At 52.7% G+C, this 21841-nt stretch carries 18 protein-coding genes; 9 read left to right on the top strand and 9 right to left on the bottom strand.

Translation table 11 applies throughout. The features are described from left to right. Positions 1–5: 5 nt before the first annotated feature. From V6607_RS23195 to brxL, 3 genes are read left to right on the top strand one after another with little or no spacing between them, the layout of a single operon-like run. A complete protein-coding gene (locus V6607_RS23195) occupies positions 6–188 on the top strand; it encodes an AAA family ATPase (RefSeq protein WP_198832883.1) in 183 nt (60 codons plus the stop codon). Then, the gene (gene pglZ, locus V6607_RS23190; protein ID WP_170037974.1) at positions 181–2688 is read left to right on the top strand and encodes a BREX-1 system phosphatase PglZ type A; all 2508 of its coding nucleotides are present in this window, start codon (positions 181–183) and stop codon (positions 2686–2688) included. The genes V6607_RS23195 and pglZ overlap by 8 nt, the downstream gene beginning before the upstream one ends. A 12-nt stretch (positions 2689–2700) precedes the next feature. Further along, positions 2701–4803: a BREX system Lon protease-like protein BrxL gene (brxL, locus tag V6607_RS23185; RefSeq protein ID WP_170037976.1), complete on the top strand. Its 2103-nt coding sequence runs from the start codon at positions 2701–2703 to the stop codon at positions 4801–4803. Positions 4804–5034: 231 nt separating this feature from the next. Here the strand turns inward: brxL and radC are convergent, their stop codons facing one another. Then, positions 5035–5532 (bottom strand): DNA repair protein RadC, encoded by a 498-nt coding sequence (gene radC, locus V6607_RS23180; RefSeq protein WP_172312784.1) that lies wholly within the window; start codon positions 5530–5532, stop codon positions 5035–5037. 51 nt (positions 5533–5583) lie between these two features. Continuing rightward, positions 5584–6504, bottom strand: coding sequence for a hydrolase or metal-binding protein (locus V6607_RS23175; protein WP_038443645.1), 921 nt, complete (start codon positions 6502–6504; stop codon positions 5584–5586). Between the two features lie 114 nt (positions 6505–6618). On the opposite strand from V6607_RS23175, the gene V6607_RS23170 reads away from it, so the two are divergent. The 3 genes from V6607_RS23170 to V6607_RS23160 all read left to right on the top strand — a co-directional run bounded on the left by V6607_RS23170 (position 6619) and on the right by V6607_RS23160 (position 8892). Then, positions 6619–6951: a transposase gene (locus V6607_RS23170; RefSeq protein WP_009682494.1), complete on the top strand. Its 333-nt coding sequence runs from the start codon at positions 6619–6621 to the stop codon at positions 6949–6951. Continuing rightward, positions 6948–7283: an IS66 family insertion sequence element accessory protein TnpB gene (tnpB, locus tag V6607_RS23165; protein ID WP_009682493.1), complete on the top strand. Its 336-nt coding sequence runs from the start codon at positions 6948–6950 to the stop codon at positions 7281–7283. Before V6607_RS23170 ends, tnpB begins: the two co-directional genes overlap by 4 nt. A gap of 61 nt (positions 7284–7344) precedes the next feature. Next, positions 7345–8892, top strand: a complete 1548-nt coding sequence (locus V6607_RS23160; RefSeq protein ID WP_034128274.1) for an IS66 family transposase — start codon at positions 7345–7347, stop codon at positions 8890–8892. Between the two features lie 132 nt (positions 8893–9024). Here V6607_RS23160 and V6607_RS23155 read toward each other — a convergent pair whose 3' ends face one another. The 5 genes from V6607_RS23155 to V6607_RS23135 form a co-directional block, all read right to left on the bottom strand. Further along, positions 9025–10344: a methyl-accepting chemotaxis protein gene (locus V6607_RS23155; protein ID WP_064361040.1), complete on the bottom strand. Its 1320-nt coding sequence runs from the start codon at positions 10342–10344 to the stop codon at positions 9025–9027. A 152-nt stretch (positions 10345–10496) separates the two neighbouring features. Then, the gene (locus V6607_RS23150; protein ID WP_143979135.1) at positions 10497–12566 is read right to left on the bottom strand and encodes a bifunctional diguanylate cyclase/phosphodiesterase; all 2070 of its coding nucleotides are present in this window, start codon (positions 12564–12566) and stop codon (positions 10497–10499) included. Between the two features lie 418 nt (positions 12567–12984). After that, positions 12985–13989, bottom strand: coding sequence for a YqaJ viral recombinase family protein (locus tag V6607_RS23145; RefSeq protein ID WP_032902034.1), 1005 nt, complete (start codon positions 13987–13989; stop codon positions 12985–12987). 81 nt (positions 13990–14070) lie between these two features. Next, positions 14071–15039 carry a DUF932 domain-containing protein gene (locus V6607_RS23140; protein WP_032902033.1) on the bottom strand — a complete coding sequence of 323 codons (969 nt, stop codon included), beginning with the start codon at positions 15037–15039 and terminating at the stop codon, positions 14071–14073. 71 nt (positions 15040–15110) lie between these two features. Further along, entirely contained in the window at positions 15111–15440 is a 330-nt protein-coding gene (locus tag V6607_RS23135; protein WP_170037980.1) for a hypothetical protein, read from the bottom strand. Positions 15441–15812: 372 nt separating this feature from the next. Between V6607_RS23135 and V6607_RS23130 the strand changes: the two genes are divergently transcribed. From V6607_RS23130 to V6607_RS23120, 3 genes are all read left to right on the top strand, one after another. Continuing rightward, positions 15813–16082, top strand: coding sequence for an AlpA family phage regulatory protein (locus V6607_RS23130; protein WP_338137002.1), 270 nt, complete (start codon positions 15813–15815; stop codon positions 16080–16082). A gap of 28 nt (positions 16083–16110) precedes the next feature. Beyond that, positions 16111–17565, top strand: coding sequence for a YfjI family protein (locus tag V6607_RS23125; RefSeq protein ID WP_170037982.1), 1455 nt, complete (start codon positions 16111–16113; stop codon positions 17563–17565). 327 nt (positions 17566–17892) lie between these two features. Beyond that, positions 17893–18993, top strand: coding sequence for an inovirus-type Gp2 protein (locus tag V6607_RS23120; RefSeq protein ID WP_170037984.1), 1101 nt, complete (start codon positions 17893–17895; stop codon positions 18991–18993). Positions 18994–19006: 13 nt separating this feature from the next. Here V6607_RS23120 and V6607_RS23115 read toward each other — a convergent pair whose 3' ends face one another. Continuing rightward, complete coding sequence (locus V6607_RS23115; protein WP_170037986.1) at positions 19007–20023, bottom strand: hypothetical protein; 1017 nt, start codon at positions 20021–20023, stop codon at positions 19007–19009. Positions 20024–20083: 60 nt separating this feature from the next. Further along, positions 20084–21415 (bottom strand): site-specific integrase, encoded by a 1332-nt coding sequence (locus V6607_RS23110; protein WP_170037988.1) that lies wholly within the window; start codon positions 21413–21415, stop codon positions 20084–20086. Positions 21416–21841 lie beyond the last annotated feature (426 nt).

Raw genomic sequence — 21841 nt, 5'->3', positions numbered from 1 at the left:
ATACAATGCTGATTCAGTCCATCCAACTGAACAATTTTTTGAGCTTCGGCGCGTTCTCTACCGTCATCCCGCTGGGGCCGTTGAATGTCATCATTGGGCCTAATGGTTCGGGTAAGTCCAACCAGCTCGAGTCAATCGAATTGTCGAAACGCTGCAGGCTCGGATTGGGAATGCATAAACATGAGTAACCCCAAAATCACCCAGGCCCTGAGTAACCTGTTCGACAAGCAGCGCATAGTGTTCTGGTATGACACGCGCCTGGAGTTTCGCGCTGATTTCGAGACGCTGGAGTTGCCGGATGTCGAGAAAGTCGAGCTGGCTAACAATGAGTTTGGCGTGAAATACCGCCTCCTGCGAGAGCAACCGGAACAGAAGTTTCTGATCTACCGTGAAGGTACTGAGCCTTCGCATTTGCACAATTGGCTGTTGGATGTGCAGCTTGCCAGTGGCAATTGCTTCCGTACCGATCAGGTTGCCTTGTGGCTGGCTGAGCTGGAGTTGGGACCGGACTGCTACCCACTTTTGGAAGCCCATGTGGCGTTTTTCGAATCCGCCAAGCGCCGTGAGGCCCTGAGCAAGTTACTTGAGCCGGGTGATTCGCAGAACCTGCTGCAACGCAAGATGCTCGCCGTGTGTGCCGGCAACGAGCCGCGCTTGGATGTGATTCTGGAAAGCCTGCTGGGTGATCTGGCCGCTGGCAAAGATGTGCGGATCAAGTTAATCGAAAGCAGCGGCTTGAATACCTATCTGTGGGAGCAGGTGAAGCGCGCCTATGGCTATAGCTCCGAGCAACCAGGGTTGCACGATTTCGTTATCGAGCTGTTTAAGGCTTGTTTCATGCTTGGGATCGACCCGGCTTACAAGGCGCGACTGTCCGCTGAGGCGCTGGTGTTCCTCAAACGCTGGAAGGACAGTCGTTCGCATGAGCAGAGTTTCGAGACACTGTCTGAGCAGTGCGCGGCGGTGCTGCAGATTGACGACAAGCTGCAAACTCTGGACTGGCGCAGCCTGCTGGAGCTGGATTATTTCGAGCTGATCGACCGCAAGATCCTCAGTGAGCTGGTACGTGCCGTGGTGGCCAGTACAGTCACCGCTGTGGAGGTTGAGCAGTGGGTACGCCAGCGCCGCCAGAGCCACTGGTTTGAGCGCTTCAAGGATGTGTACCTGGCGCTGGAGCATGCGGCGCAGTTCATCCAGGTGCTGGACATAACGCAGCTGCAAATGGAATCGCTGACTGATGGCGTGAAAAAGTACGCCAGCCAGTGGTTCAGGCTGGATCAGCGTTACCGCAAGTTCGTCTATCACCTGCGTGAATCCGGTCAGGCTTCGCTGCTGGGTGAGTTGGCTATGCAGGTCGAGAATCTGTACGGCAACAACTACCTGAGCCGTCTTAACGACCGCTGGCAGCAGCACGTGGATGCGGCGCAGCAGTGGGAGGCCGCGCCCGTAGTGCTGCAGCGCAATTTCTTCAGCCGCTATGTGCAGCCCTTTGTGGAGCGCAGAACTAAGGTGTGTGTGCTGATTTCCGATGCGTTCCGCTATGAGGTAGGCGAGGAGCTGCAAAGCCTGATTCGTCAGGAAGATCGCTTCGAGGCTGATCTGGAACCGATGCTGTCGATGCTGCCGAGTTATACCCAGCTGGGCATGGCGGCACTGCTACCCAACAGCAGCCTGCAACTGGCCGACAACGACAGTGGCGATGCCATAGTGGATGGTCAGAGCGCTCAAGGCTCGGTCAACCGGGGCAAGATTCTGGCGACCAGGGTGCCAGCATCTCAGGTGGTACGAGCCAAGGATCTACTGGCGATGAACCAGGCCGACTCTCGTGCCTTGCTGCGCGACAATGAGGTGGTTTACGTTTATCACAACCTGATCGACAAGACCGGCGACACCCGTGATACCGAAGAACGAGTGTTTGCGGCGGCCGAGGAAACGCTCAGTGAGCTAATCCGTCTGGTGAAGAAGCTGACCAACGCCAATGCCAGTAACCTGCTGATCACTGCCGATCATGGCTTCATCTATCAGAATCATCCGCTGCAGGAGAGCGATTTCCTCAGCGGTGAGCCAGAGGGCGATGAGGTCCTCTACCGCGACCGGCGTTTTGTACTGGGTCGTAGCTTGCGCGAAGGAGCCAGTTTTAAAACCTTCAACCCGGTGCAGCTAGGCCTGACGGGGACGCTTATGGTGCAGATTCCCAAATCCATCAACCGTCTGCGGCTGAAAGGCTCTGGTAGTCGCTTTGTGCACGGTGGTGCCACCCTGCAAGAGGTGGTGATCCCGGTCATCCGTATTAACAAGAAGCGCCAGAGCGATGTGGGTCGGGTGGGTGTGGAGTTCATCGGTGTCGGTGGTAAGACCATCACCACCGGGCAGTTGGCGGTGGTGCTCTATCAAACCGAGGCAGTGACCGAGAAACTGCAGTCGCGCCGGTTGCGTGCAGGTTTGTTCACGCTGGACGGTGAGCTGGTATCCGATCAGCATGAGCTGTTGTTCGACTTCAGCTCTGCTAACCCGCGTGAGCGGGAGTTGCCGGTACGCTTCATTCTCAGCCGCAAGGCCGATGAGGCGAACAATCAGCAGGTGGAGCTGCTCCTTGAAGAGACCGTGGAAGGCACTTCACACTTCACACGGTACAAAGCCGCGCGTTACTCCATTCGCCGCTCGTTCAGCAGCGAATTCGATTTTTAAGCAGGAGCTCCAATGAGTCAGCTCGACGACAAGATCAACCAGTACTTTGCCGGCCTGGTGGTGCGCAAAGACCTGGTCAAAGCGGTGAAGGGCAACGCCATTGTGCCGTCGTATGTGCTGGAGTACTTGCTGGGCCAATACTGCGCGACCAATGACGAGGCGACGATCCAGACCGGTATCGAGACGGTCAAGGAGATTCTGCGCAAGCACTATGTCCACCGAAACGAAGCAGGGCTGGTACGCTCGACCATCAAGGAGAAGGGGCGGCACAAGGTTATTGACCGTATTAGCGTCTCATTAAACGACAAGGATGACGTGTACGAGGCTGAGTTCGCCAACCTGGGCATCAAGAAGGTGCTGATCGACTCCAACACCGTCAAGGCCCACCAGAAGCTGCTGGTAGGTGGTGTTTGGTGCATTGCGGATGTGGAGTATGAATACACCGAGGATAAGTCTGCCTCACCTTGGATTCTGGCCTCGCTAAAGCCAATTCAGATTTCCCGCTTTGATTTCGACGGCTATCTGGAGGCGCGTAAGCAGTTCACCACTGATGAGTGGATTGACCTGCTGATACAGAGTGTAGGCTTCAATCCGCAGATGTTCGGCAAGCGCAATAAGCTCGCCCAGCTTATCCGCCTTATCCCGTTCTGCGAGCGCAATTACAACCTGATAGAGCTGGGGCCGAAGGGCACTGGCAAGTCGCACGTTTATTCCGAGTTCTCGCCCCACGGCATTCTTATCTCCGGTGGCGAAGTTACGGTTCCCAAGCTGTTCGTCCATAACGGCACAGGTAAGCTCGGCCTGGTGGGTTACTGGGATGTAGTGGCTTTCGATGAATTCGCCGGCAAGCAAAAGCGAGTGGACAAGGCTCTGGTGGACATCATGAAGAACTATATGGCCAACAAGTCGTTCTCACGGGGAGTGGAAACCTTGGGAGCAGAGGCCAGCATGGTGTTTGTGGGTAATACCGATCACACCGTGCCGTACATGCTTAAGCACACGGACCTGTTCGACCCGCTGCCGGAAAAGTTCCACGATTCAGCCTTTCTCGACCGCATTCACAGCTACATCCCCGGATGGGAAGTGGATGTCATCCGTGGCGAGATGTTCTCCAGTGGTTATGGCTTCGTGGTGGACTACCTGGCCGAGATCCTGCGCTCGCTTCGTAGTCATGACTACTCAGATCGCTACAAGGGACAGTTCACGCTATCCGACGATATTTCGACGCGCGACCGCGATGGCATCAACAAAACTTTTTCTGGTTTGATGAAGATCCTGTACCCGCATGACGAGGCGACAGACGCCGAAGTGGAAGACGTATTGCGCACAGCAATTGAAGGGCGCAAGCGGGTGAAGGATCAGTTGCTACGCATTGACGCGACCTATCCAGCAGTTCGCTTTGCCTACCAGGGTGCTGATGCTCAGGAGCGATTGGTGCGCACACTGGAAGAGGATGAGTACCCTAACCAGTACCATCGTCGGGGAGCGACTGAAGTTTCTGCTATCGATTTACCCCACGTCGGCACTGACCATTTGGCGCTTATCGAGGCAGCGCCAGCCAAGCAAAGGCCAATTTCACGCCCTATCAATCCAGTGTCTGTGGAGCCTGTGCTGAAAGAGCAGCATTTGGTCTTCCACGAAAATCAGCGAGGCCTGAGTTTTGACAAGTTGTTCAGTCCCTATCTGGTAGGTGCCAAGCGCATCATCATCACAGACCCCTATCTTCGTATGTTCCATCAGTTGCGCAATTTGATGGAACTGATGGAGACCATTAGCAAGCTGCAAGGTCCGGAAGATGAGGTGGTTGTTCATGTGGTGACCGTTGAAGATGATACAAATGGTGATCGCCAGACCGAAAGCCTGCAGAAGATCTCTGATGCTTGTACCGGTGTTGGCATCCAGTTCAGTTGGGCCTACGACACCAGCGGCACCAAGCATGATCGAGATATCACAACCGACACGGGTTGGAAGATAGTGCTTGGACGTGGCTTGGATGTTTTTCAACGCTTTGAGCTGAATGATGCCTTCAGCTTTGCGAATCGGCTCCAGCAGCATCGGCAGTGCAAAGAATTCAGTGTGACCTTTGTGCGGGTTGACCCGGCAGCTTGCTCGTAGGTTTACGGCGATTAGGCAGAGGCACTCTGATTGGTGTTCGCGGTACGAATAAAGAAAAAAGTTAGGTCAACTGTGGACGCCCTTAGGCGTGGGGAAGTCATAGTGTCGGCTGCAGCAGGAGCTGAGTACAACCGCTGGATTACGACAAAAAATAAGTGAGGGGAGTTTCCCTGCCGATGACTGCCCTAGCATCAGCCAAGGGCAGTCTATCGGGCAGTGTGAGCCTAGGCGTTATAGGTAACCTCGTTCAGCCAACGATACGCAGCCTTCGTGGCCTACAACGATATGATCCAGCGTCTTTGTGCCAATCATGTTGAGGGCGTTCTTGAGGGTGGTGGTCAGCGTGCGATCGGCCTGGCTGGGTTCGGGATCTCCAGAAGGATGGTTATGCACCAGTACCACGGCTGCTGCGTTGTGCTCTAGGGCGATCTTGACCACTTCCCTTGGGTAAACGCTGGCCCCGTCCAGCGTGCCGCGAAACAGCTCCTGAAATCCGATAATCCGGTGCTTGGTGTCGAGCAGCAGAAGAGCAAAGACTTCGTGCTCATGGTACTGCAGCAGTGTTTGCAGGTGGCTGAAGACCTGCTTCGGCTCTGTCAGTGCCCGGCCTTTAGACAGGCGACTCATTGCCAGTTGTTGCGCCATACGTAGGATGTCAGCTTCGGTGACAGGGGAGTCCATGACATAGGTGCCGGTCGTTTCACCGGCTTGGAGTTTGTGATATTTCATTTGGGTCTTCCTATACGAGTGCGTGAGAACGAAGGGTTCTGAGAAACCCTGTTACTGGACGGTGGGCTTGCCGTTGTGTCGCGTGGCTTGCGACTCCAATTTTTGGGCGAGTGAGGGTTTGGCAGGCGCTGCCGGTTGGGCTTTTGGCTCTAAAGGGCTGGGCTGATCTTCAATGCTGGGGAAGAACTCCTCGACGATGGCCCCGGTGTCCTCCTCACTGTCTTCAAAGGCCCCATTGTTAAAGCCCTGCCGGGCCGCGTGATCCAAGGCGCTCTGGTCAAAACCCGCGGCTTGTCGGGTTTCCTCCAGCTGCTGGGCTTCCAGTAAGGCGTCTTCTAAGCTCAGGCCGCTGCGCACCGTGATATCGACGTAGAAGATCGGTGTGCCGTGGCTCTGCCGAGTGGACTTACCCCGCAGACGCAGCTCCAGCGGCAGACAGGCCAGGCGATTGCCGGAGATTGCGCTGAAGTACTGCAGGCGTGCCGCCAGGGTACGTATGCTGTTGAACCCAGTGGTACGGAAGACGAAACTGCCCAGCGGATCGTCATCGCCAATTACCACGTTCAGCCGGCCGTAAGGCTTGCAGGCATTGCCTTGAGCCAGTGAACAGCCATCCGGTGAAGGACAGGGCAACGACTGGATGCCGTCCTTGGTCAAACGCTTGCAAGTCTCGCCGTTGCCTACACACAGCGGCCGGCCGCTGTTACGGTCAAATAGGCTGTAGTCCGCCCGAAAGTTCAGGTCAGGCTCGTTGAACAGCAGCCGGATCGGAATACTGCGTAGCTTGCCGTCCTGGCCATTGCGCAGCTCCTCATTGAGTGGATGCAGCAGCCAGCCGTCGCGGCTCTGTACTTGGGAGGTAAGGGTGAATTGATCGTCCTTTTCCGGTAGACGCTTGCCGTTTTTCTCGACGACCTTGCCGATGGAAATGCGCCCGAGTACCGGAGGGGTAATGGCTAAACCTTTGAGCATGGCGGTTCTCCGTATGCGTACGGCCAAGTCATCTACCCAGCCCTGCAAAGCCAAGACATGGTGTGCACTTACATTTAAGTGGGCACCAGTTCTAGCCTTTTAAGCGGGTATTTCATGCAGCCAACACGCCGTTCCTATTCCAAATCCTTCAAAGCTCAGGTCATTCAAGAGTGTGCCCAGCCCGGTGCTTCGATTGCCAGCATCGCACTCAGCCATAACCTCAACGCAAACCTCGTCCACAAATGGATTCGCCTGCAAGCGCAGAAAAGCACGGCGCTGCAACCTGCATTTATTCCGTTACCCGTGCCGCTGGCAGGGGCGAAATCCCACACATCATCATCGAATATTTGCGTTGAAATACAGCACCCGCGTGGCACCGTCACAGTGAACTGGCCCACTGAAAATGCTGCTGCCTGCGCGACCTTTCTTCGAGACCTTCTGCGATGATTCGCATCGACTCCATCTGGCTCGCCACCGAGCCGATGGACATGCGCGCTGGTACCGAAACGGCATTAGCCAAGGTGATTGCGGTGTTCGGTGCGGCGCAGCCGCACTGTGCTTATCTTTTCGCCAACCGCCGCGCCAATCGCATGAAAGTGCTGGTGCATGACGGCTTCGGCATATGGCTGGCGGCGCGCCGGTTGAGCCAGGGCAAGTTCCACTGGCCAAGCATTCGTCATGGCTCTGAAATGCAGTTGGACACCGAGCAACTCCAAGCCTTGGTATTGGGCCTGCCATGGCAACGAGCAGGTTCCGGCGGCTCGATCACACTGCTTTAACGGCTGCCATTAGCCTATCGGTCTATCGCCGCGAAGCGCCTGCTCTGGCAAAATTCGGCGCATGACTTCTTCTCCCAATCTCGACCAAATGACTCCCGACCAACTGCGTGCCTTAGCTGCGCAATTGCTCTCGCAAGTCGAAACAATGGGTAAGACGGTCGAAACCATGGGCAAGAAGATCAACCGCGATCAGACGGTGATCGAGAAGCTGACCTTCGAAATTGCGCAGCTCAAGCGCTTGAAATTTGCCAAGCGCAGCGAGCAGATGAATCCTGAGCAGGCCAGTTTGCTCGATGACCTGATCGATACAGATATCGCAGCGATTGAAGCAGAGCTTCAGGCCTTGCAAACAGTGCCAGCGGCGACCGAGAAAAAGCAGAAGCCCAAGCGCACTGCATTGCCGGCTGAGTTTCCACGCACACTGATCCATCACGAACCTGACAACACTCACTGCCCATGCGGCTGCGCGCTGAAACGCATCGGTGAAGATGTCAGTGAGAAGTTGGATTACACACCGGGCGTGTTCACCGTCGAGCGTCATGTACGTGGCAAATGGGTCTGCGATGACTGCGAAACGCTTATCCAGGCACCGGTTCCGGCTCAGATCATCGACAAGGGCATCCCAACCGCTGGGCTGCTGGCCCACGTCATGATTGCCAAGTTTGCTGACCATTTACCGCTTTACCGTCAGGAATCGATCTTCGGTCGAGCGGGCCTGGCGATTCCACGCTCAACCTTGGCCGAATGGGTTGGCGTGACTGGGGTTCAGTTGCAGCCGCTGGTCGATGCGCTGCGCGAAGTGGTACTCGGGCAGCAGATTATTCATGCCGATGAAACACCCGTGCAAATGCTCATGCCGGGAACAAAGAAAACCCACCGTTCCTATGTTTGGGCCTACGCCACCAGCCAGTTCTCGGATGTGGCAGCGGTGGTTTATGACTTCAGCCCCAGCCGTGCCGGAGAGCATGCTCGCAACTTCCTGCAAGGCTGGAGGGGCAAGCTGGTCTGTGACGATTTTGGCGGTTACAAAGCCAGCTTCGAACTCGGCGTGACCGAAATCGGCTGCATGGCCCATGCACGGCGCAAATTCTTCGAGCTGCACGCTACGAATAAAAGCACGCTTGCTGAGCAAGCCCTGCGCTATATCCAGTTGTTGTACGAAATCGAGAGCGAAGTCCGCGATCTGGAGCCGGATTTACGGCGGCGAATACGGAAAGAAAAAGCCGTCCCGGTAATGGACATGCTACATGTCTGGATGAGCGCCCAGCGCGACCTTGTGCCCGAAGGCTCAGCCATCAGCAAAGCACTCGATTACAGCCTGAAACGCTGGGCAGCGCTGTCGCGCTACCTCGATGACGGGGCTGTACCCATAGACAACAATTGGGCAGAGAACCAGATCCGACCATGGGCTCTTGGACGCAAGAACTGGCTCTTCGCAGGGTCGCTACGCAGCGGAAAACGGGCGGCGGCGATCATGAGTTTGATCCAGTCTGCGCGGCTCAACGGTCATGATCCGTATGCCTATTTGAAGGACGTGCTCACACGCCTGCCGACGCAGCGGGCGAGTGAAATCGATCATTTGCTGCCGCATATTTGGCAACCGGTCTAATTGCGTAAGACGTGATGCTCGGATGCAAACGTTCAGTTGCGCCCAGTAAGCAGCGATGATGTCATATTGGACAAGCACGCTTATCGTGAGAAATTGGAACAGCCTTACGAGGTTGTGCCCGATACAGTTACATCAGAGCTCTTCCTTTGCCTCGGCGAACTGGCGCACGGCGTCGACTACTTGCCGTGCTCCGCTCTGAATTTCCTCTATCACAAAGCCGGCTTGGCTGACCAAATCGACGCCTTGATCGACCTTTTGGCGACTAGCCTGCATGCTCTCCACAGCATCCTGCGCTAGTTCATGGTTGCGCTTCACAACATCGACGATTTCCACGGTGGCCTGCGCCGTGCGGGCTGCAAGGTTTCGTACTTCATCGGCGACCACCGCAAAACCTCGGCCTTGTTCACCCGCCCTTGCAGCTTCGATAGCAGCATTTAGAGCAAGTAGGTTGGTCTGCTCGGCGATACCTCGGATGGTCTGCACGATGCTGCGGATCATCTCTGACTGCTGATTGACTGCAGTGATGCCTTCAGCCGCTCGTGAGAGCTCGGCTGCTATGCCTTGTACCACCTCGACCGTTTCACTAATGACCTCGGCACCATGGCGAGCGCTTCTGTCCGTCTGCTGGGATATATTGTAGGCGAGCGTGGCTGCATCGGATTCTGCCTGCTGCTGGCGCACTTGGGACGTAATATCACGGGCAAACTTAACTACTTTGTAAAGCCGGCCACTGGCATCGAATACCGGGTTGTAGGTTGCGCTCAGCCAGACGGTATCGCCATGCCGGTTGAGTCGCTGGAAGCGTCCAGAGAAGAACTCACCACGGTTCAGTCGCTCCCAGAAATCGCGGTATTCAGGAGAGTCCGCTTCACCTCGTGTGCAGAACATGCGGTGGTGCTTTCCCCGAATCTCATCCAGGCGATAGCCCATGGCCTGCTCGAAGTTTTCGTTGGCGTCGAGAACCTCACCTTTCAAGTTAAAGGAAATCGCAGCCATCGAGCGACTGATGGCCTGAACCATGCTGCTCTGCTCCTGCTCACGGATCACCTGAGTAGTAATGTCGGTGGCCAGCTTCAGCACGCCTTCGACGCGACCATCGGCGCCTCGGATAGGGTTGTAGCTGGCTTCGAGCCAGACCTCCAGGCCTTGCTTATTACGCCTCAGGAAACGTTCACGTATGTACTCGCCACCAGCCAGGCGCTGCCAGAACTTACGATAGTCGGCACTCGCCTGGTAATCAGGAAAACAGAAAATACGATGGTGCTGTCCGACGATCTCCTCCAGTCGGTAGCCCATGGTGGTAAGAAGGTTCTCATTGGCACCTATGATGGTGCCATCGGGTTTAAATTCAATTGTTGCCGTCGAACGGTCAACGGCCACGGCCCTTGCTTCTGCGGCCTGAAGCTTTTGCAGAGCCTCAGCCAAGGTCTGCTTGATTGCCTTGTTGAACATTGATTAGCCTTAGAGTGAATTTTACTATCGGACGAATGAGGAGAAGCCGTAAATCCCAATTCGAATGTTTAACTGATGCTTAAATCAGGTGATGTAGCGGGTCTGCAAATTGCACCAGCAAGCACCAACTTGAATCTATGGCTTGTGCAGTATCACGCTAGAGTCTTGGTCGCGCTTAAGCTTTCCAGCATCCTCTCTGCGCTCATCGGCTTGCCCAGCAGGTAACCTTGCAAAATGTCGCAACCCAACTCGGTAAGCATCTGTTGTTGTTCAGCGGTTTCCACACCCTCTGCAACGATCCTCAGCCCCAGCGTTTTACCGAGCGCTACTATGGCCGAAACGATAGCCGCGTCATCGTTACACTTAGCCAGCTCGGTGATAAAACCTCGGTCGATCTTCAGTTCGTTGGCTGGTAGGCGCTTAAGATAAAGCAGGCTGGAATAACCGGTACCAAAGTCGTCGATGGAGATATTCACGCCCAATGCTGCCAATTGATCAAGAACAATCAAAGCAGCTTCAGCGTCCCGCATCGCCGTAGATTCGGTAACTTCCAGTGTCAGGAAACGGGGGGGCAGGCCACTGCTTTGCAGGGCATTGCGCACGACATCAACGAGCTTTGCATGGGCCAGTTGTACCGTCGAAATGTTGACCGCAATACTCCATTCGTCTTTACCTTCGCCTAACGCTTGCCATTCGGCCATCTGCCGGCACGCCTCATGGATTACCCAGCTACCGATTGGCACGATCAATCCAGTACGCTCTGCCAAGGGCAGGAAACGGACGGGCGGCACCAAGCCCAAACCTGGCTTGTTCCAACGCAGTAAAGCTTCAACGCCGATCATAGGGCCATTTGGGGCGAGCATCTTCGGCTGGAAGTGCAGGATAAATTCATTCCGATCCAGTGCGCACCGCAGATCCTGTTGCATTTCCAACTGCAGGTGAGCGTTAACGTTCATAGCTTTTTCAAAGAAGCAGTAGCCATCGCGGCCCTGCTCCTTGGCGTGGTACATAGCCGCATCGGCATTGACCATCAGCTCATGCTCGGTTAGGCCATTTTCTGGGAATATAGCGATACCGATGCTAGCGGACACATGCACTGTCTGCCGCCCAAGTACGTAAGGTAATCGAATATTTTCCACCAAGCGTTGCGCCAACATCGCAGCGTCTTCAGGTTCGCCGGGATCGATAAGCAGAACGAACTCGTCGCCTCCGAGGCGAGCCACCGTATCTTCGCCGCGTTTGGCGTCGTTGATTCGCTTTGCTACTTGCAGAAGCAACTGGTCGCCAGTGTGATGACCGTAAGTATCGTTAACAGCTTTGAAACCATCCAGATCCATGAAGAGTACGGCAAAGTGGCTCTTCTGCCTGATGGCTTTATGAATCGCTTGCTGAAGACGGTCGTTTAGGAGGATACGGTTAGGGAGGCGAGTAAGATTGTCGTGAAGAGCTAGCTGCACCAGTTCACTGTTTGCGAGGTCAAGGGAGCTGGCAAGTATGCTGGTGCGGACGTCAAGCATTGATACGATCAAGGCAATAGCGCAGACAGCCAGCGTGATCAGAATCACCAAAACCATTAGCAAGTTGCTATCAATGCCTGCATTGACCGCTCCGCACACGCTCCCGATAGGAAATTGGGCAGCCGCCATTCCGGTATAGTGCATTCCAACAATGGCACACCCCATAATTAACGAGGCGCCGATGCGTGTACGATTGATGTACTGACCTTCGCCACGCAGGCGGAAAGCGATCCACAAAGCCACGCCCGAAGCAAGGATAGCAATCAGCACCGATAGCGCGAACAACGACGGAACGTATTCCACTACAGGATTCATCAGCAGCGCCGCCATTCCAACGTAGTGCATGGATGCAATTCCGATACCCATGAGCACCGCACCAAGCAGCAAACGCGGCAGTGGCATTTCCGTCTGGCATGCTAGCCACAAAGCAAAGGCGGAGGAGGCGATGGCGATCAACAACGATAAGCCAGTCAGCGTCAGGTCGTAACCCAGCTCGATGGGCAGTTGGAAGGCCAACATGCCAATAAAATGCATCGACCAGAGGCCCGTGCCCATGGCGGAAGATCCACCGGCAAGCCAAAGTGCCGATGCTTTGCCTTCGGTACGGGTGACTCGACCAGTCATGTCCAGCGCGGTATAAGACGCCAGGATCGCTACGGCGAAGGAAAACAGCACATACACGCTGTTATAGCTGCTTACTAGCATTGAAACCCCGAAGGTTGAATTTGGCTCCTCTGGGCATCGGCGGCACGAGCAGTTTCTGAAGAGTACGCTTCATCCTATCGTCAAAAATTTTACAAAAAAAAGCGTCATGCCAGCCTTGCGACTTCCACGGGCACGCTTACGGCTGAATGCGATGCTGGCAATTGTAGTGCCGTGCTGGGCACCCATATTGAATGACCTGGGCTTTGAAGGCCTTGGAATAGGAACCGAGTGTTGGCTGCATGAAATACCCGTTTAAAAGGCTAGATCTGGTGCTCACTTAAATTTGAGTGCACACGATGTCTTGGCTTTGCGGGGCTGGGTAGATGACATGGCCGGACGGTTACGGTTCTCCTTAATCCGGAAATAAAAAAGCCACCGGGACCTAAACGGTCCGGGTGGCGTGGGTGAGTGGGATGATTCAGCCGATCAGGAAGCGGCGACTGCCTGTTTTGATCTTGGGGTAGCGGGCCTGCAGGTAGGGTTTGTCCTTGAGCATCTGTTCGACATCCAGACCAAGGCTGTCTTTGGACTTCTTCCAGCTGATGTAGCCTTCCGCAAACTCTGCACGGGTGGCTTCACCCATGGCCTGCTGCAGGACCTGCTTGAGCTGCGCCTCACGCGTCTCTTGCTGAGCAATGCGCTGGCGAACAGCCTTGAGCTCTAGGTAGGTGCTGGCCAACTCCGTTTGTTGGCTGAAGTCCAGGGTCTGCCCGTTATCCTCGGGGTAGAGGCAGCGCAATGCCGCGTCTGCTGAGGCCGTGCCATCGGCCTGTGGTGGGGTGTCACTGACCACGTAATCCCAGAACAACCGCTCCAGGTCGATCAGCCGAGCAATCATCGATTCGTCCCGTTCGATGCGATGGACCTCCAGGTGCTGGCCACCGAGCAGTACCGCCACATCCGCCGCCTGCTTGCCGGTGACGGCGAGCTGATGCATGACCTGCAACTGCACATACTCCGGTACACCTTCTTTCCAGAGGCGAGCCCCGTTGATACCGGCCGTTTTACATTCGAGGATCTGCACCTCTGGCGCGCCGATCACCTCTCGGTCGATGTTGGCCAGCATCCAGGCCAGTTTTGGATCAGGATGCTGCAGCACCGCATTGATGCGGCGGACCCGATGACCGCTGCGCCGGCTGTAATGCGTCGCCACGATAGGCTCCAAAATGTTGCCCCAGTAAGCTGGGCTGTCTTCATCCTGTGGATCGAGTTTGGGCAGTGAGGTGTCACGCCCAGTTTTCTCCAGCCACAGCTCCAACTGGGATTTATATGGGTTAAGTCCGACGGCTGCTGCGGCATCCGAACTGCCGATACCTTGTTTGCGAACTGCCAACCAGTCCTCACGCGGCAGTTGTTTGGTCCCCACCAGGCGTAAGGCGGGACGGGGTTTGTTACTGGGGTGTTGCAGAGTTTGTGTGTGCATGATGTTTTCCTGTGCGGCATAAAAAACGCCCAGCCAGCAGAAGCTGACCAGGCGCTTTAATAGTTGATTAAGTGAGTGGAGCTAGGCGGCGAGTTGCAATGCGGCTTGCAGGGCGCGTTGTTTGATGAGAGCCCCTTGGCCAAACCAAGCCGAGTCCATGCGGTATTCAGTACTTCGGGCACGTCGCTCGTGATCAACGTACTCGGTCACCGCATTGAGCAAGCCCCACGCAGTTCCTTGGGCCGATTCCAGCGTGGCGCCGCGACCTCCGCCTTCGTATAGGCTTTGAACCTTGCGCAATGCGCGCTCGTTCGGCAGGACTTCGGGCAGTTTGCTATTGGGGGGGACGTCACACACAACGCTCATGAAAAAGCCCATCGCTTCATGCCACTGCACCTTGCGTTCAGACAGAGTGCGCATTCGATGCATGAAGGTGTCCCACTGTGAAACGGCGATGCCTAACTGCTTTTTCACCGCCTGCGGATCGAAGCGGGTGTTGTGCGGTACCTTGATCGCGCGGGTGGTGCCATCCAGAGCGATGGTCAGGGTGTTGTTGCAGACCACGCGCACGGTGGTCGGGGTCGCTGTGGTGGCCAGAGTGCCATCACAGGAGGTGGCCAGCAGTAGGTAGCCATTCACCTGGTCGTTACCACGGAGCGTCGTGCCTTGCCCAGTACGGGCCAGCGCCCAGAACTTGCGACCGCCTTTGAGCACTCCAGCGGTTTCCAGTTCGTAGCCCGAGACTTCGGTGAGATCGCGATAAAACTCCAAGACCTCACGCGGCTGCACGACCTGGTAGCGCTGAGAAACCACCGACAGAGGGGCCTTGGTGTCGGAGCGATATAGCACCTTCTGCTCAGGGAAGGTATGAATTGAGCCCAGGTGCCCGATGGCGTCAGACTTAAAATGGACCGGGCTTTCCTGAATCTGCCAGTCCATACCCGCTTCACGCTGCCAGACTTCGAGCGGTTGTTTGGGGGAGAGGCGACTGCCCAGACCATGCCAGGGCGTGGCACCAACGTAAGCCATTTGTTCAACGAGATGAGCCATGGGAATGATTCCTTGCGAATGAAGGGAAAAGCGCGTCGTTTCATTAACCAACGACGCCTGTTCACAACGACTTAACGGTTGACGCTGAAGCTGTAACCGCACGCCAGGCACTGATAGTTGTGAAGGATTTTTTCATCGATCTGCTCGCCCAGCGTGGCCCCGGCAATGCCACCTGCGACCCCACCGAACAGACCACCCAAAATCGCCCCGGCGATGCTGCCGATAGCGATTCCCACCGGCCCGCCGACTACTCCCAGCACCGCGCCGGCTTCTGCGCCTGAAAGGGCGCCGGCGGCACCGCTGGCCACACCGCCTGCCGCACCAATTAATCCACCCGTTTGTTTACCGATATTTTTAGTAACCACTCGTCCTGAATTGCAGCTCGGGCACGGGGTGTACATAAATGATTCCTCTCTGTTTGCTGAGTACACGTATCACGCAGAAATGCTGAATGACGCGCTCATCGTTGAGCGTTCATCTAGGTGATATAGGTCTGAGTTTTTTTTGAATGAGGCTTGCCAAAACAACATCCCAGGGAGGGACGTTGTGGGCGGAATCTGAATGTGAGGTTTGGCGTTAAGGGCAGCTATTTTTGCTATTAATAGCTGGAATAGTACTGGCTAAGGGGAGATACATTCTATTTTGAGGCGCGAGACAGAATTGCTTTCAAAGTGGCATGTTCTAAGGCGTAACGTTAGCAAGCGTTACGCTCACGTTCTTTGAGATTTGAGTTGCTGCTTATAGGATTGCCTCGTCCAGTCCTAACGGGTGTAATGATGTTTAATGAAAAATCAGAAGCGTTGGTTATGCTTCGCTTGAGAGATGTTTTAACGCGAACGGGTCTTTCAAGGTCAACTATTTATAACAAGCTAAATGTGGCCTCGCGTCATTATGATGCGAAATTCCCAAAGCAGATACGTGTCGGGAAAACATCTGTGCGTTGGATTGAGAGTGAAATAAATTCGTGGGTGGAAGAGTGTGTGAGGCTGTCTAGGCAGAATCAATGGTCAATGGCGGGCGTTATGTCTGCTGCAGTTTCTTAATGTTGTTTGTTGTATTTTTGGGTGAGCTATGTATTTTAACTATTTCAGAAATAGCGCAAATAAGTCTAATTTCGGAGATGATTCATATCCGAGTTTGTCGCAATTTCCCTTGCTGGATGCAGCAATAAATGAGGCTCAAGCTAATATTCAGGCTCCGCGTGGATTGATTCAAAATGCGGCCCTAACTGCAATCTCTGTTGTCTTGCAGGGCCTTGTAGATATTCGTAAACCCAATGGCCAGGTCGCTCCGACCTCGCTGATGCTTCTGGCTATTGCTGACTCGGGTGAAAGAAAGTCAACGGTTGAGAATGTTTTTTTGAAGCCGATTAGGGCCTTTCAGGCTAAACAGGGCGAGGAGGTGAAGGAGAGTCAGTCGGTGTGGAAAGTTAAGTACGATACCTGGATGGTTCGACGTAACGGAGTATTAAAAGCGATTATGAAAAAAGCATCAAAAGGGCTTTCTGCTGACGAAGAGGAGAAGGTTCTATTGGCTTTAGAGAAAGAAGCCCCAGCTAAGCCAAAAGAATTTAAGATCTTGTATGAGGACTCAACCTCTGAGGCTTTGTTTCATGGGATGTACGAAAATTTACCTGCGGCTGGTTTGATTTCAAGTGAAGGTGGAGGTGTTTTAGAAGGGCGCGCCTTTAATGACCTTTCAAAGCAAAATGCGATTTGGAGTGGTGACTCAATCACAATTGATCGTAAGACGGCGGAAAGCTTTAAACTTGTTGACGCACGGCTGACAGTCTCTCTTATGGTCCAGGAGAGCGTATTTTCGAAGTACATGGCTCATAAAGGCGGGGTGTCTAGGGGATCTGGTTTGTGGGCGCGCTTTCTAATCTGTCGCCCGGCTTCAACACAGGGGACTAGATATGTAAGCACTCACGTACCGTCCTGGTATCATCAAACACAATTTGCCTCGCGGTTGGAGCACTTTCTTGAGATGGATCTTATTTGTTTCAGAGGAAATAAAAAAGAAAAAGAAGTGATCGGATTCGACTCCGAAGCGGCTCGGCTTTGGGTAGAGATTGCGAATGATATTGAGTCAAGGATGTGTGCAGGTGGAATACTGTATGGGCTAGGTGATCATGGTTCAAAGTTAGTTGAGGTTATTTCTAGGTTGGCTGCATTGCTTCATTGTTTTGAAGGGTTTGAGGGTGATATTTCGATGTCAACCTTGCAGGCGGCAACGGATCTTGCTAAATGGTACTCCAATGATTTTATAAAGTTGTTTGGGGAGAACTCTAAAGAGAACGATGAAGAGCAGGAATTAAATTGCTGGCTTGATAGTTTTCGTAAGGTGGGTAAGCGTTTTGTTAAAAAAAATTATATTTTGCAATGCGGGCCTGGGAAGTTTAGAAAGAAAGCTGCTCTTGAGCATGTTCTTTTGCGACTGGTAAATAACAGTGCTATCCGGATTTTGAATTATCCTGGGGGCAAAACTATTTATGTTGATCTCTGTCCTTGGCAGGGTGGTTTGTAGATGATGCTAGTCTCTTTTCGGGGTACTAACTTTTTTGGTTGTTTTTGATATTTAGCGTTAGTTGTTTACGAGTTGTGTTGGTTTGTTTGTCTAGGTTTTATAGGAAATATGTTCAAGGTGGTTATTGCTTGATTATGTATTACTATTTAATTAGATTGTTAGGTTTGTAGTTTGGTTGTTAAGTTTAATTAAATCAGTTGTTTGATGTTTAGTTAATTGGTTAGGTAAGTTGATGGTGCAATAGTTGACGGTTGTGATGTCAACTGATCATTTGTCAGCAGCATGGCCCCCCAAAGCCATGTTGCTGGCTTCTTGAGGAATCAGTGAGTGATAGATGAAGTTGATTGGATCGATAATGGAGGGTCGTTAGATCTAATGGTTGAGGAGGTCGGAGGGCTTCCTGTTTTAAGGGTAGAGGAAAGCTTGGTGTTGGAGTTGCGTTCTATTGAGAAATTAATGTGTGAGCTTGCTGATAGTAAGGGCTTTTTGTTCTCTTCTTATACTCATCAACTTTACGGGGTAAAGGTTAAGGCTGAGAGGCTTGGTCGCTATTTTGTTGACAAACTGAAGAGGGGGAAGGGAATGCTTGAACAGTACTTCCCCTGTCATGTAGTTAATCCTTATGTGGAGTTTTTTTTCAGATGTGTTGATCGAGTCGATGAACTTCATTCGCTCAGAGTCTGGCGGGATTTACGCAATGGAGCCGCTGAGGCTTTTTTAGTTAGAATGAATGATCTCGTAGAGTTTGTGCGGCTGGAGCTGGCCAGTGATGCTTTTAAAGCCGTTTTGAAACGATTCCGTAAAGCGTCCGTTAAGCGAGTTAACAGCTTGGAAGGTTATATAGACGCTCTTTTCGCCAAGCACTCTAGGATGCTTGTTGTGCGTGTTGATTTGTCTTATCAGTCAGGCTTTGTAAGTGGTCGTGAGGATTTTTATGGCGATGTTAATAAGGTAAAGGTACATTGGGCAAAAATGCAGAAAGATCTACACAAGGGCATTCCAGTTTATGGGTTGTTAGGGTTTGCTTGTAAGCTGGAATATGGACAGCTAAAGGGGTTTCATTTTCATTTGTTGCTTTTTTATAATGGATCAAATCATCGCCAGGATGGGGTTTTGGCTAGAATGGTTGGTGAGTATTGGCGGGACTCAATTACGGCAGGAACAGGGCGCTATTTCAATTGTAATGCAGTAAAGGATAAATATAAATATCTTGGAATAGGTATGATTAGTTTTAATCAGCTGGACAGGGTAAGCGCTTTGAAGAATAGGGTGGCGTCATATCTTACGAAAGTGGACTATTGGGTACGGCTCTCTGCTGATAGTGGCAGGTCATTTTTCAGGGGAAATATGCCAAAGCTGAAAACTATGAAGAGAGGGCGCCCTAGACGTTCATGTCCTGCTCAGGCGGCGCCTAATGGTTCTGTGTAGAAAGCCTTTTTGATTACTTTCTAGGCTTTAAGCTGATAATACTGGCAGCTGCTACGGCAAGCTTTACTGTTAGCCCGCACTCATCGCACAAATGGTTTTTAATTGTTTCCTTTTTGGGGTGATATTTTTTGGTGCTTTCTTGGCTTTGTTTCCAGAAAAGCTTTGCCGCCTCGTTTATCATAATCAACGAGATTGAGGCATGGGAAGGATATTCTTTGATGGTTTCATTGCCTGGCTTTTCAATTGGTGTGTACTCATAGAGCCTGTCTGGAAGTATTGCATAAGCCGCCTGATCTAGAAGATCACCGCCTCTGAGGCTGAATCTAGATTTTAGCCAGTCTTTTATTTTTTCGATAAGTTCTTTTTTTTGATCGATTGAGGTGATTTGTTCTTTTTTGATGAATCTATCTGATGCTTCGTTCAGGATTGCAAGATCCTCTGACATCCATTCCATTTTTTGACTGTAGCGGCTCTCCTCCATTCCTTCATTAAGGATTTTTTGAGTGTCTTCTTTTTTAATTAGTATTTCCGCGGCGGTAATTTTTTCTTCTTGTGGCTGGTTGCTTTTTCGGTTAGTCACAAAAAATCCTGCGTCAACCACAAGGGATGGATAGGGTTTTAATTGTGCTTTTAGTTGTTCAATCGCCGAAATTACTGAAAGTCCTTCTTTGATGCTGCTGATAAAGGCACAGCTAAAATTATCCTTTAGGATTTCTCCGTAATCTATAATTTCAGCCCACTCAGAGGGGGGTATGGAGAAGAATTTAATGTTGGATTCTACAATTGCGTGGTAATCGTGCTCTTCGCTGAAAGGTGTGCCCCTATGCCGCTTAAATAGGCTTTGTGCTGTTTGTAGCTCATCTGAACCTGCGACGATAGCCGAGCCTGATACGTGAACTGCAACATTTCTAGGGCGGCGGCATAAAAGGGAAATCTGCAGCTTTTCGATTCTGTCTTTGAATTCACTTTCGGAGATGCTGTGCTCCTCAAGAAATTCAGTTACTGATATAACAAACTCTTTGTTTTTCATTTGTAATCGTGTCCTTGTGTAGCGCTGCTAGTCTTTTCTCTGGGCGGTTGGAGTGGTTGTCTATATCAGGCCGGATAAATGCTTGCCGAGAAGTTCCCAAGCCTCCGCCATTTCTTTAGCATAGCTATGACGCTGATAAATGCGTTTTACCTTATTTTCCTCTGTGTGGTTGAGGCAACGTTCAGCCACTTCAGGAAGCACGCCAATAGCAGTCATAATCGTCGCGCCTGTACGCCGCAGGTCGTGAGGCGTCCACTTTCCGCCTGGTAGCAACAGTGCTTGGGCTTTGGCGCTACGTCGGCTCATGGAGCCTTGTTCCGGAAGGCGCTGGCGATCTCCCAGCTGCTTGGTTACCGTTTTAGGGCATACATGGTCAGTTATGTAGGTGTTCGGGTAGCACCAAGGTGACAGGCTATTGATCTTCTTTACGCGCTTGAAGTGGCTAATGGCAAAGTCTGAAAGGATGATGCTGTGCGGTTTGCCGTTTTTACTATTCTCGGACGGAATCAGCCAAGTGCTTTGCTCTAGATCGATATGCTCCCATCGGGCGCTCAGGAGCTCACCAATTCGACAGCAGGTCGATAGGGCAATCCAGATTGCAGCTTCGGTGGTGACTAGCAGTCCTGCATCAGGGGCTTTCTTAGCAAGCAGCTTGATTTCGTCATCACTCAGTACTCGGTCGCGTTCAGTATCTTTGCCGCCTATCTTAGCTTTGCGGATACTGGCACTGGGATCGTGCTCAATAAGGTCGCGGTCTACGGCAAAGCGGAACATTTGACGCATAAGCGAAAAAACCATCTTGGCCATACGGTTTACACCGCGAGCGAGGAGGGCATCTGTCACCTCGGTGATATGACCCTTTTTCACATCAGCGACAGCCACGTCGCCCAAGAAGGGCAGAACGTCCTTTTCAAACATCCGACGAGCCTCTGCACCCTTGTCCTTGCGGTTGATGAGATCAACCTTAGCCCAGTGCTCGAATAGGTCGGTAACAGTCTTGCGTGCCGCCTGGCGAGCTTGCTCGGCTTCGGCTTCTGCTTTCTCGGCGGTGAGTCGTGTCAATTCACCATCTCGGGCTGCGATACGGCCAGCTTCCTCGGCATCCAGATGTTCACGTAAGTTGCGAGTTCCACTTTGGTAGAGGCGTGACCACTCTCCAGCTTTAGTTCTTGCTTCCTTGAGGGTAAGTCCATCAGTGCCAGTGGCGTCATATGCACCTATGGGCAGAAACACTCTTCCACCGCTGGTGTTGGTATACCTGAAGTAAAACAGGCGTTCGCCATCTGGGCGAAGACGTGCCATGAATCGGCCGCAGCCGCGAGGAGCATCCTCGATCAGCCAGGTAGGTTTGGCTGGTTTTGCGTTCATCTGTTTGTCGGTGATCGTCGCCACTTTCGCTTCCTCATAAAGGCCAGGCTCCAGATGGTCACCGTTGGGTCACCGTTTCTCGCTGGCTTTGGTAGAATGCTATCGGAAGCGGTTGGACTGTGTAAACTGTATTGGCCTAGTAAATACAGTGCTTTAGGCCTTGTTCCTGGAATTGTTTAGACTGGATTGGATTGTGATTCACCTTTATGAGGTGCTAGGGGTAGAGTGTTCGAATCACTCCGTCCCGACCATATTTTTCAATGACTTAGCCCAATCTGCGAAGGTTGGGCTTTTTCATGTCTGAAAAATTACTCCCGCATTTACTCCCACAAATTTTTTTGGTCATTTTTTGTGATGCATATTGTACGTGGACTCAGGTAGGCAGCGTCAACGAGGTGTGTGTGGAGGGAAGTTGCGCGCGTGCTGGGAGACACCAACATCGATCCTTTA

This window comes from Pseudomonas sp. KK18 (assembly GCF_037094675.1).
In the GTDB taxonomy this organism is placed as follows: Bacteria; Pseudomonadota; Gammaproteobacteria; order Pseudomonadales; family Pseudomonadaceae; genus Aquipseudomonas.
The sequence above is the reverse complement of the archived record's forward strand: the minus strand, read 5'-3'. Positions and strand labels throughout refer to the sequence as shown.

What these genes read in the sequence shown, in the direction of transcription:
- V6607_RS23155 (WP_064361040.1), bottom strand. Translation starts at nt 10,344, where the DNA reads ATGTTCAACAAGGCAATCAAGCAGACCTTGGCTGAGGCTCTGCAAAAG.
- V6607_RS23195 (WP_198832883.1), top strand. Translation starts at nt 6, where the DNA reads ATGCTGATTCAGTCCATCCAACTGAACAATTTTTTGAGCTTCGGCGCG.
- V6607_RS23150 (WP_143979135.1), bottom strand. Translation starts at nt 12,566, where the DNA reads ATGCTAGTAAGCAGCTATAACAGCGTGTATGTGCTGTTTTCCTTCGCC.
- V6607_RS23145 (WP_032902034.1), bottom strand. Translation starts at nt 13,989, where the DNA reads ATGCACACACAAACTCTGCAACACCCCAGTAACAAACCCCGTCCCGCC.
- V6607_RS23170 (WP_009682494.1), top strand. Translation starts at nt 6,619, where the DNA reads ATGCAGCCAACACGCCGTTCCTATTCCAAATCCTTCAAAGCTCAGGTC.
- V6607_RS23160 (WP_034128274.1), top strand. Translation starts at nt 7,345, where the DNA reads ATGACTTCTTCTCCCAATCTCGACCAAATGACTCCCGACCAACTGCGT.
- pglZ (WP_170037974.1), top strand. Translation starts at nt 181, where the DNA reads ATGAGTAACCCCAAAATCACCCAGGCCCTGAGTAACCTGTTCGACAAG.
- brxL (WP_170037976.1), top strand. Translation starts at nt 2,701, where the DNA reads ATGAGTCAGCTCGACGACAAGATCAACCAGTACTTTGCCGGCCTGGTG.
- V6607_RS23140 (WP_032902033.1), bottom strand. Translation starts at nt 15,039, where the DNA reads ATGGCTCATCTCGTTGAACAAATGGCTTACGTTGGTGCCACGCCCTGG.
- V6607_RS23130 (WP_338137002.1), top strand. Translation starts at nt 15,813, where the DNA reads ATGATGTTTAATGAAAAATCAGAAGCGTTGGTTATGCTTCGCTTGAGA.
- tnpB (WP_009682493.1), top strand. Translation starts at nt 6,948, where the DNA reads ATGATTCGCATCGACTCCATCTGGCTCGCCACCGAGCCGATGGACATG.
- V6607_RS23175 (WP_038443645.1), bottom strand. Translation starts at nt 6,504, where the DNA reads ATGCTCAAAGGTTTAGCCATTACCCCTCCGGTACTCGGGCGCATTTCC.
- V6607_RS23135 (WP_170037980.1), bottom strand. Translation starts at nt 15,440, where the DNA reads ATGTACACCCCGTGCCCGAGCTGCAATTCAGGACGAGTGGTTACTAAA.
- V6607_RS23125 (WP_170037982.1), top strand. Translation starts at nt 16,111, where the DNA reads ATGTATTTTAACTATTTCAGAAATAGCGCAAATAAGTCTAATTTCGGA.
- V6607_RS23115 (WP_170037986.1), bottom strand. Translation starts at nt 20,023, where the DNA reads ATGAAAAACAAAGAGTTTGTTATATCAGTAACTGAATTTCTTGAGGAG.
- radC (WP_172312784.1), bottom strand. Translation starts at nt 5,532, where the DNA reads ATGAAATATCACAAACTCCAAGCCGGTGAAACGACCGGCACCTATGTC.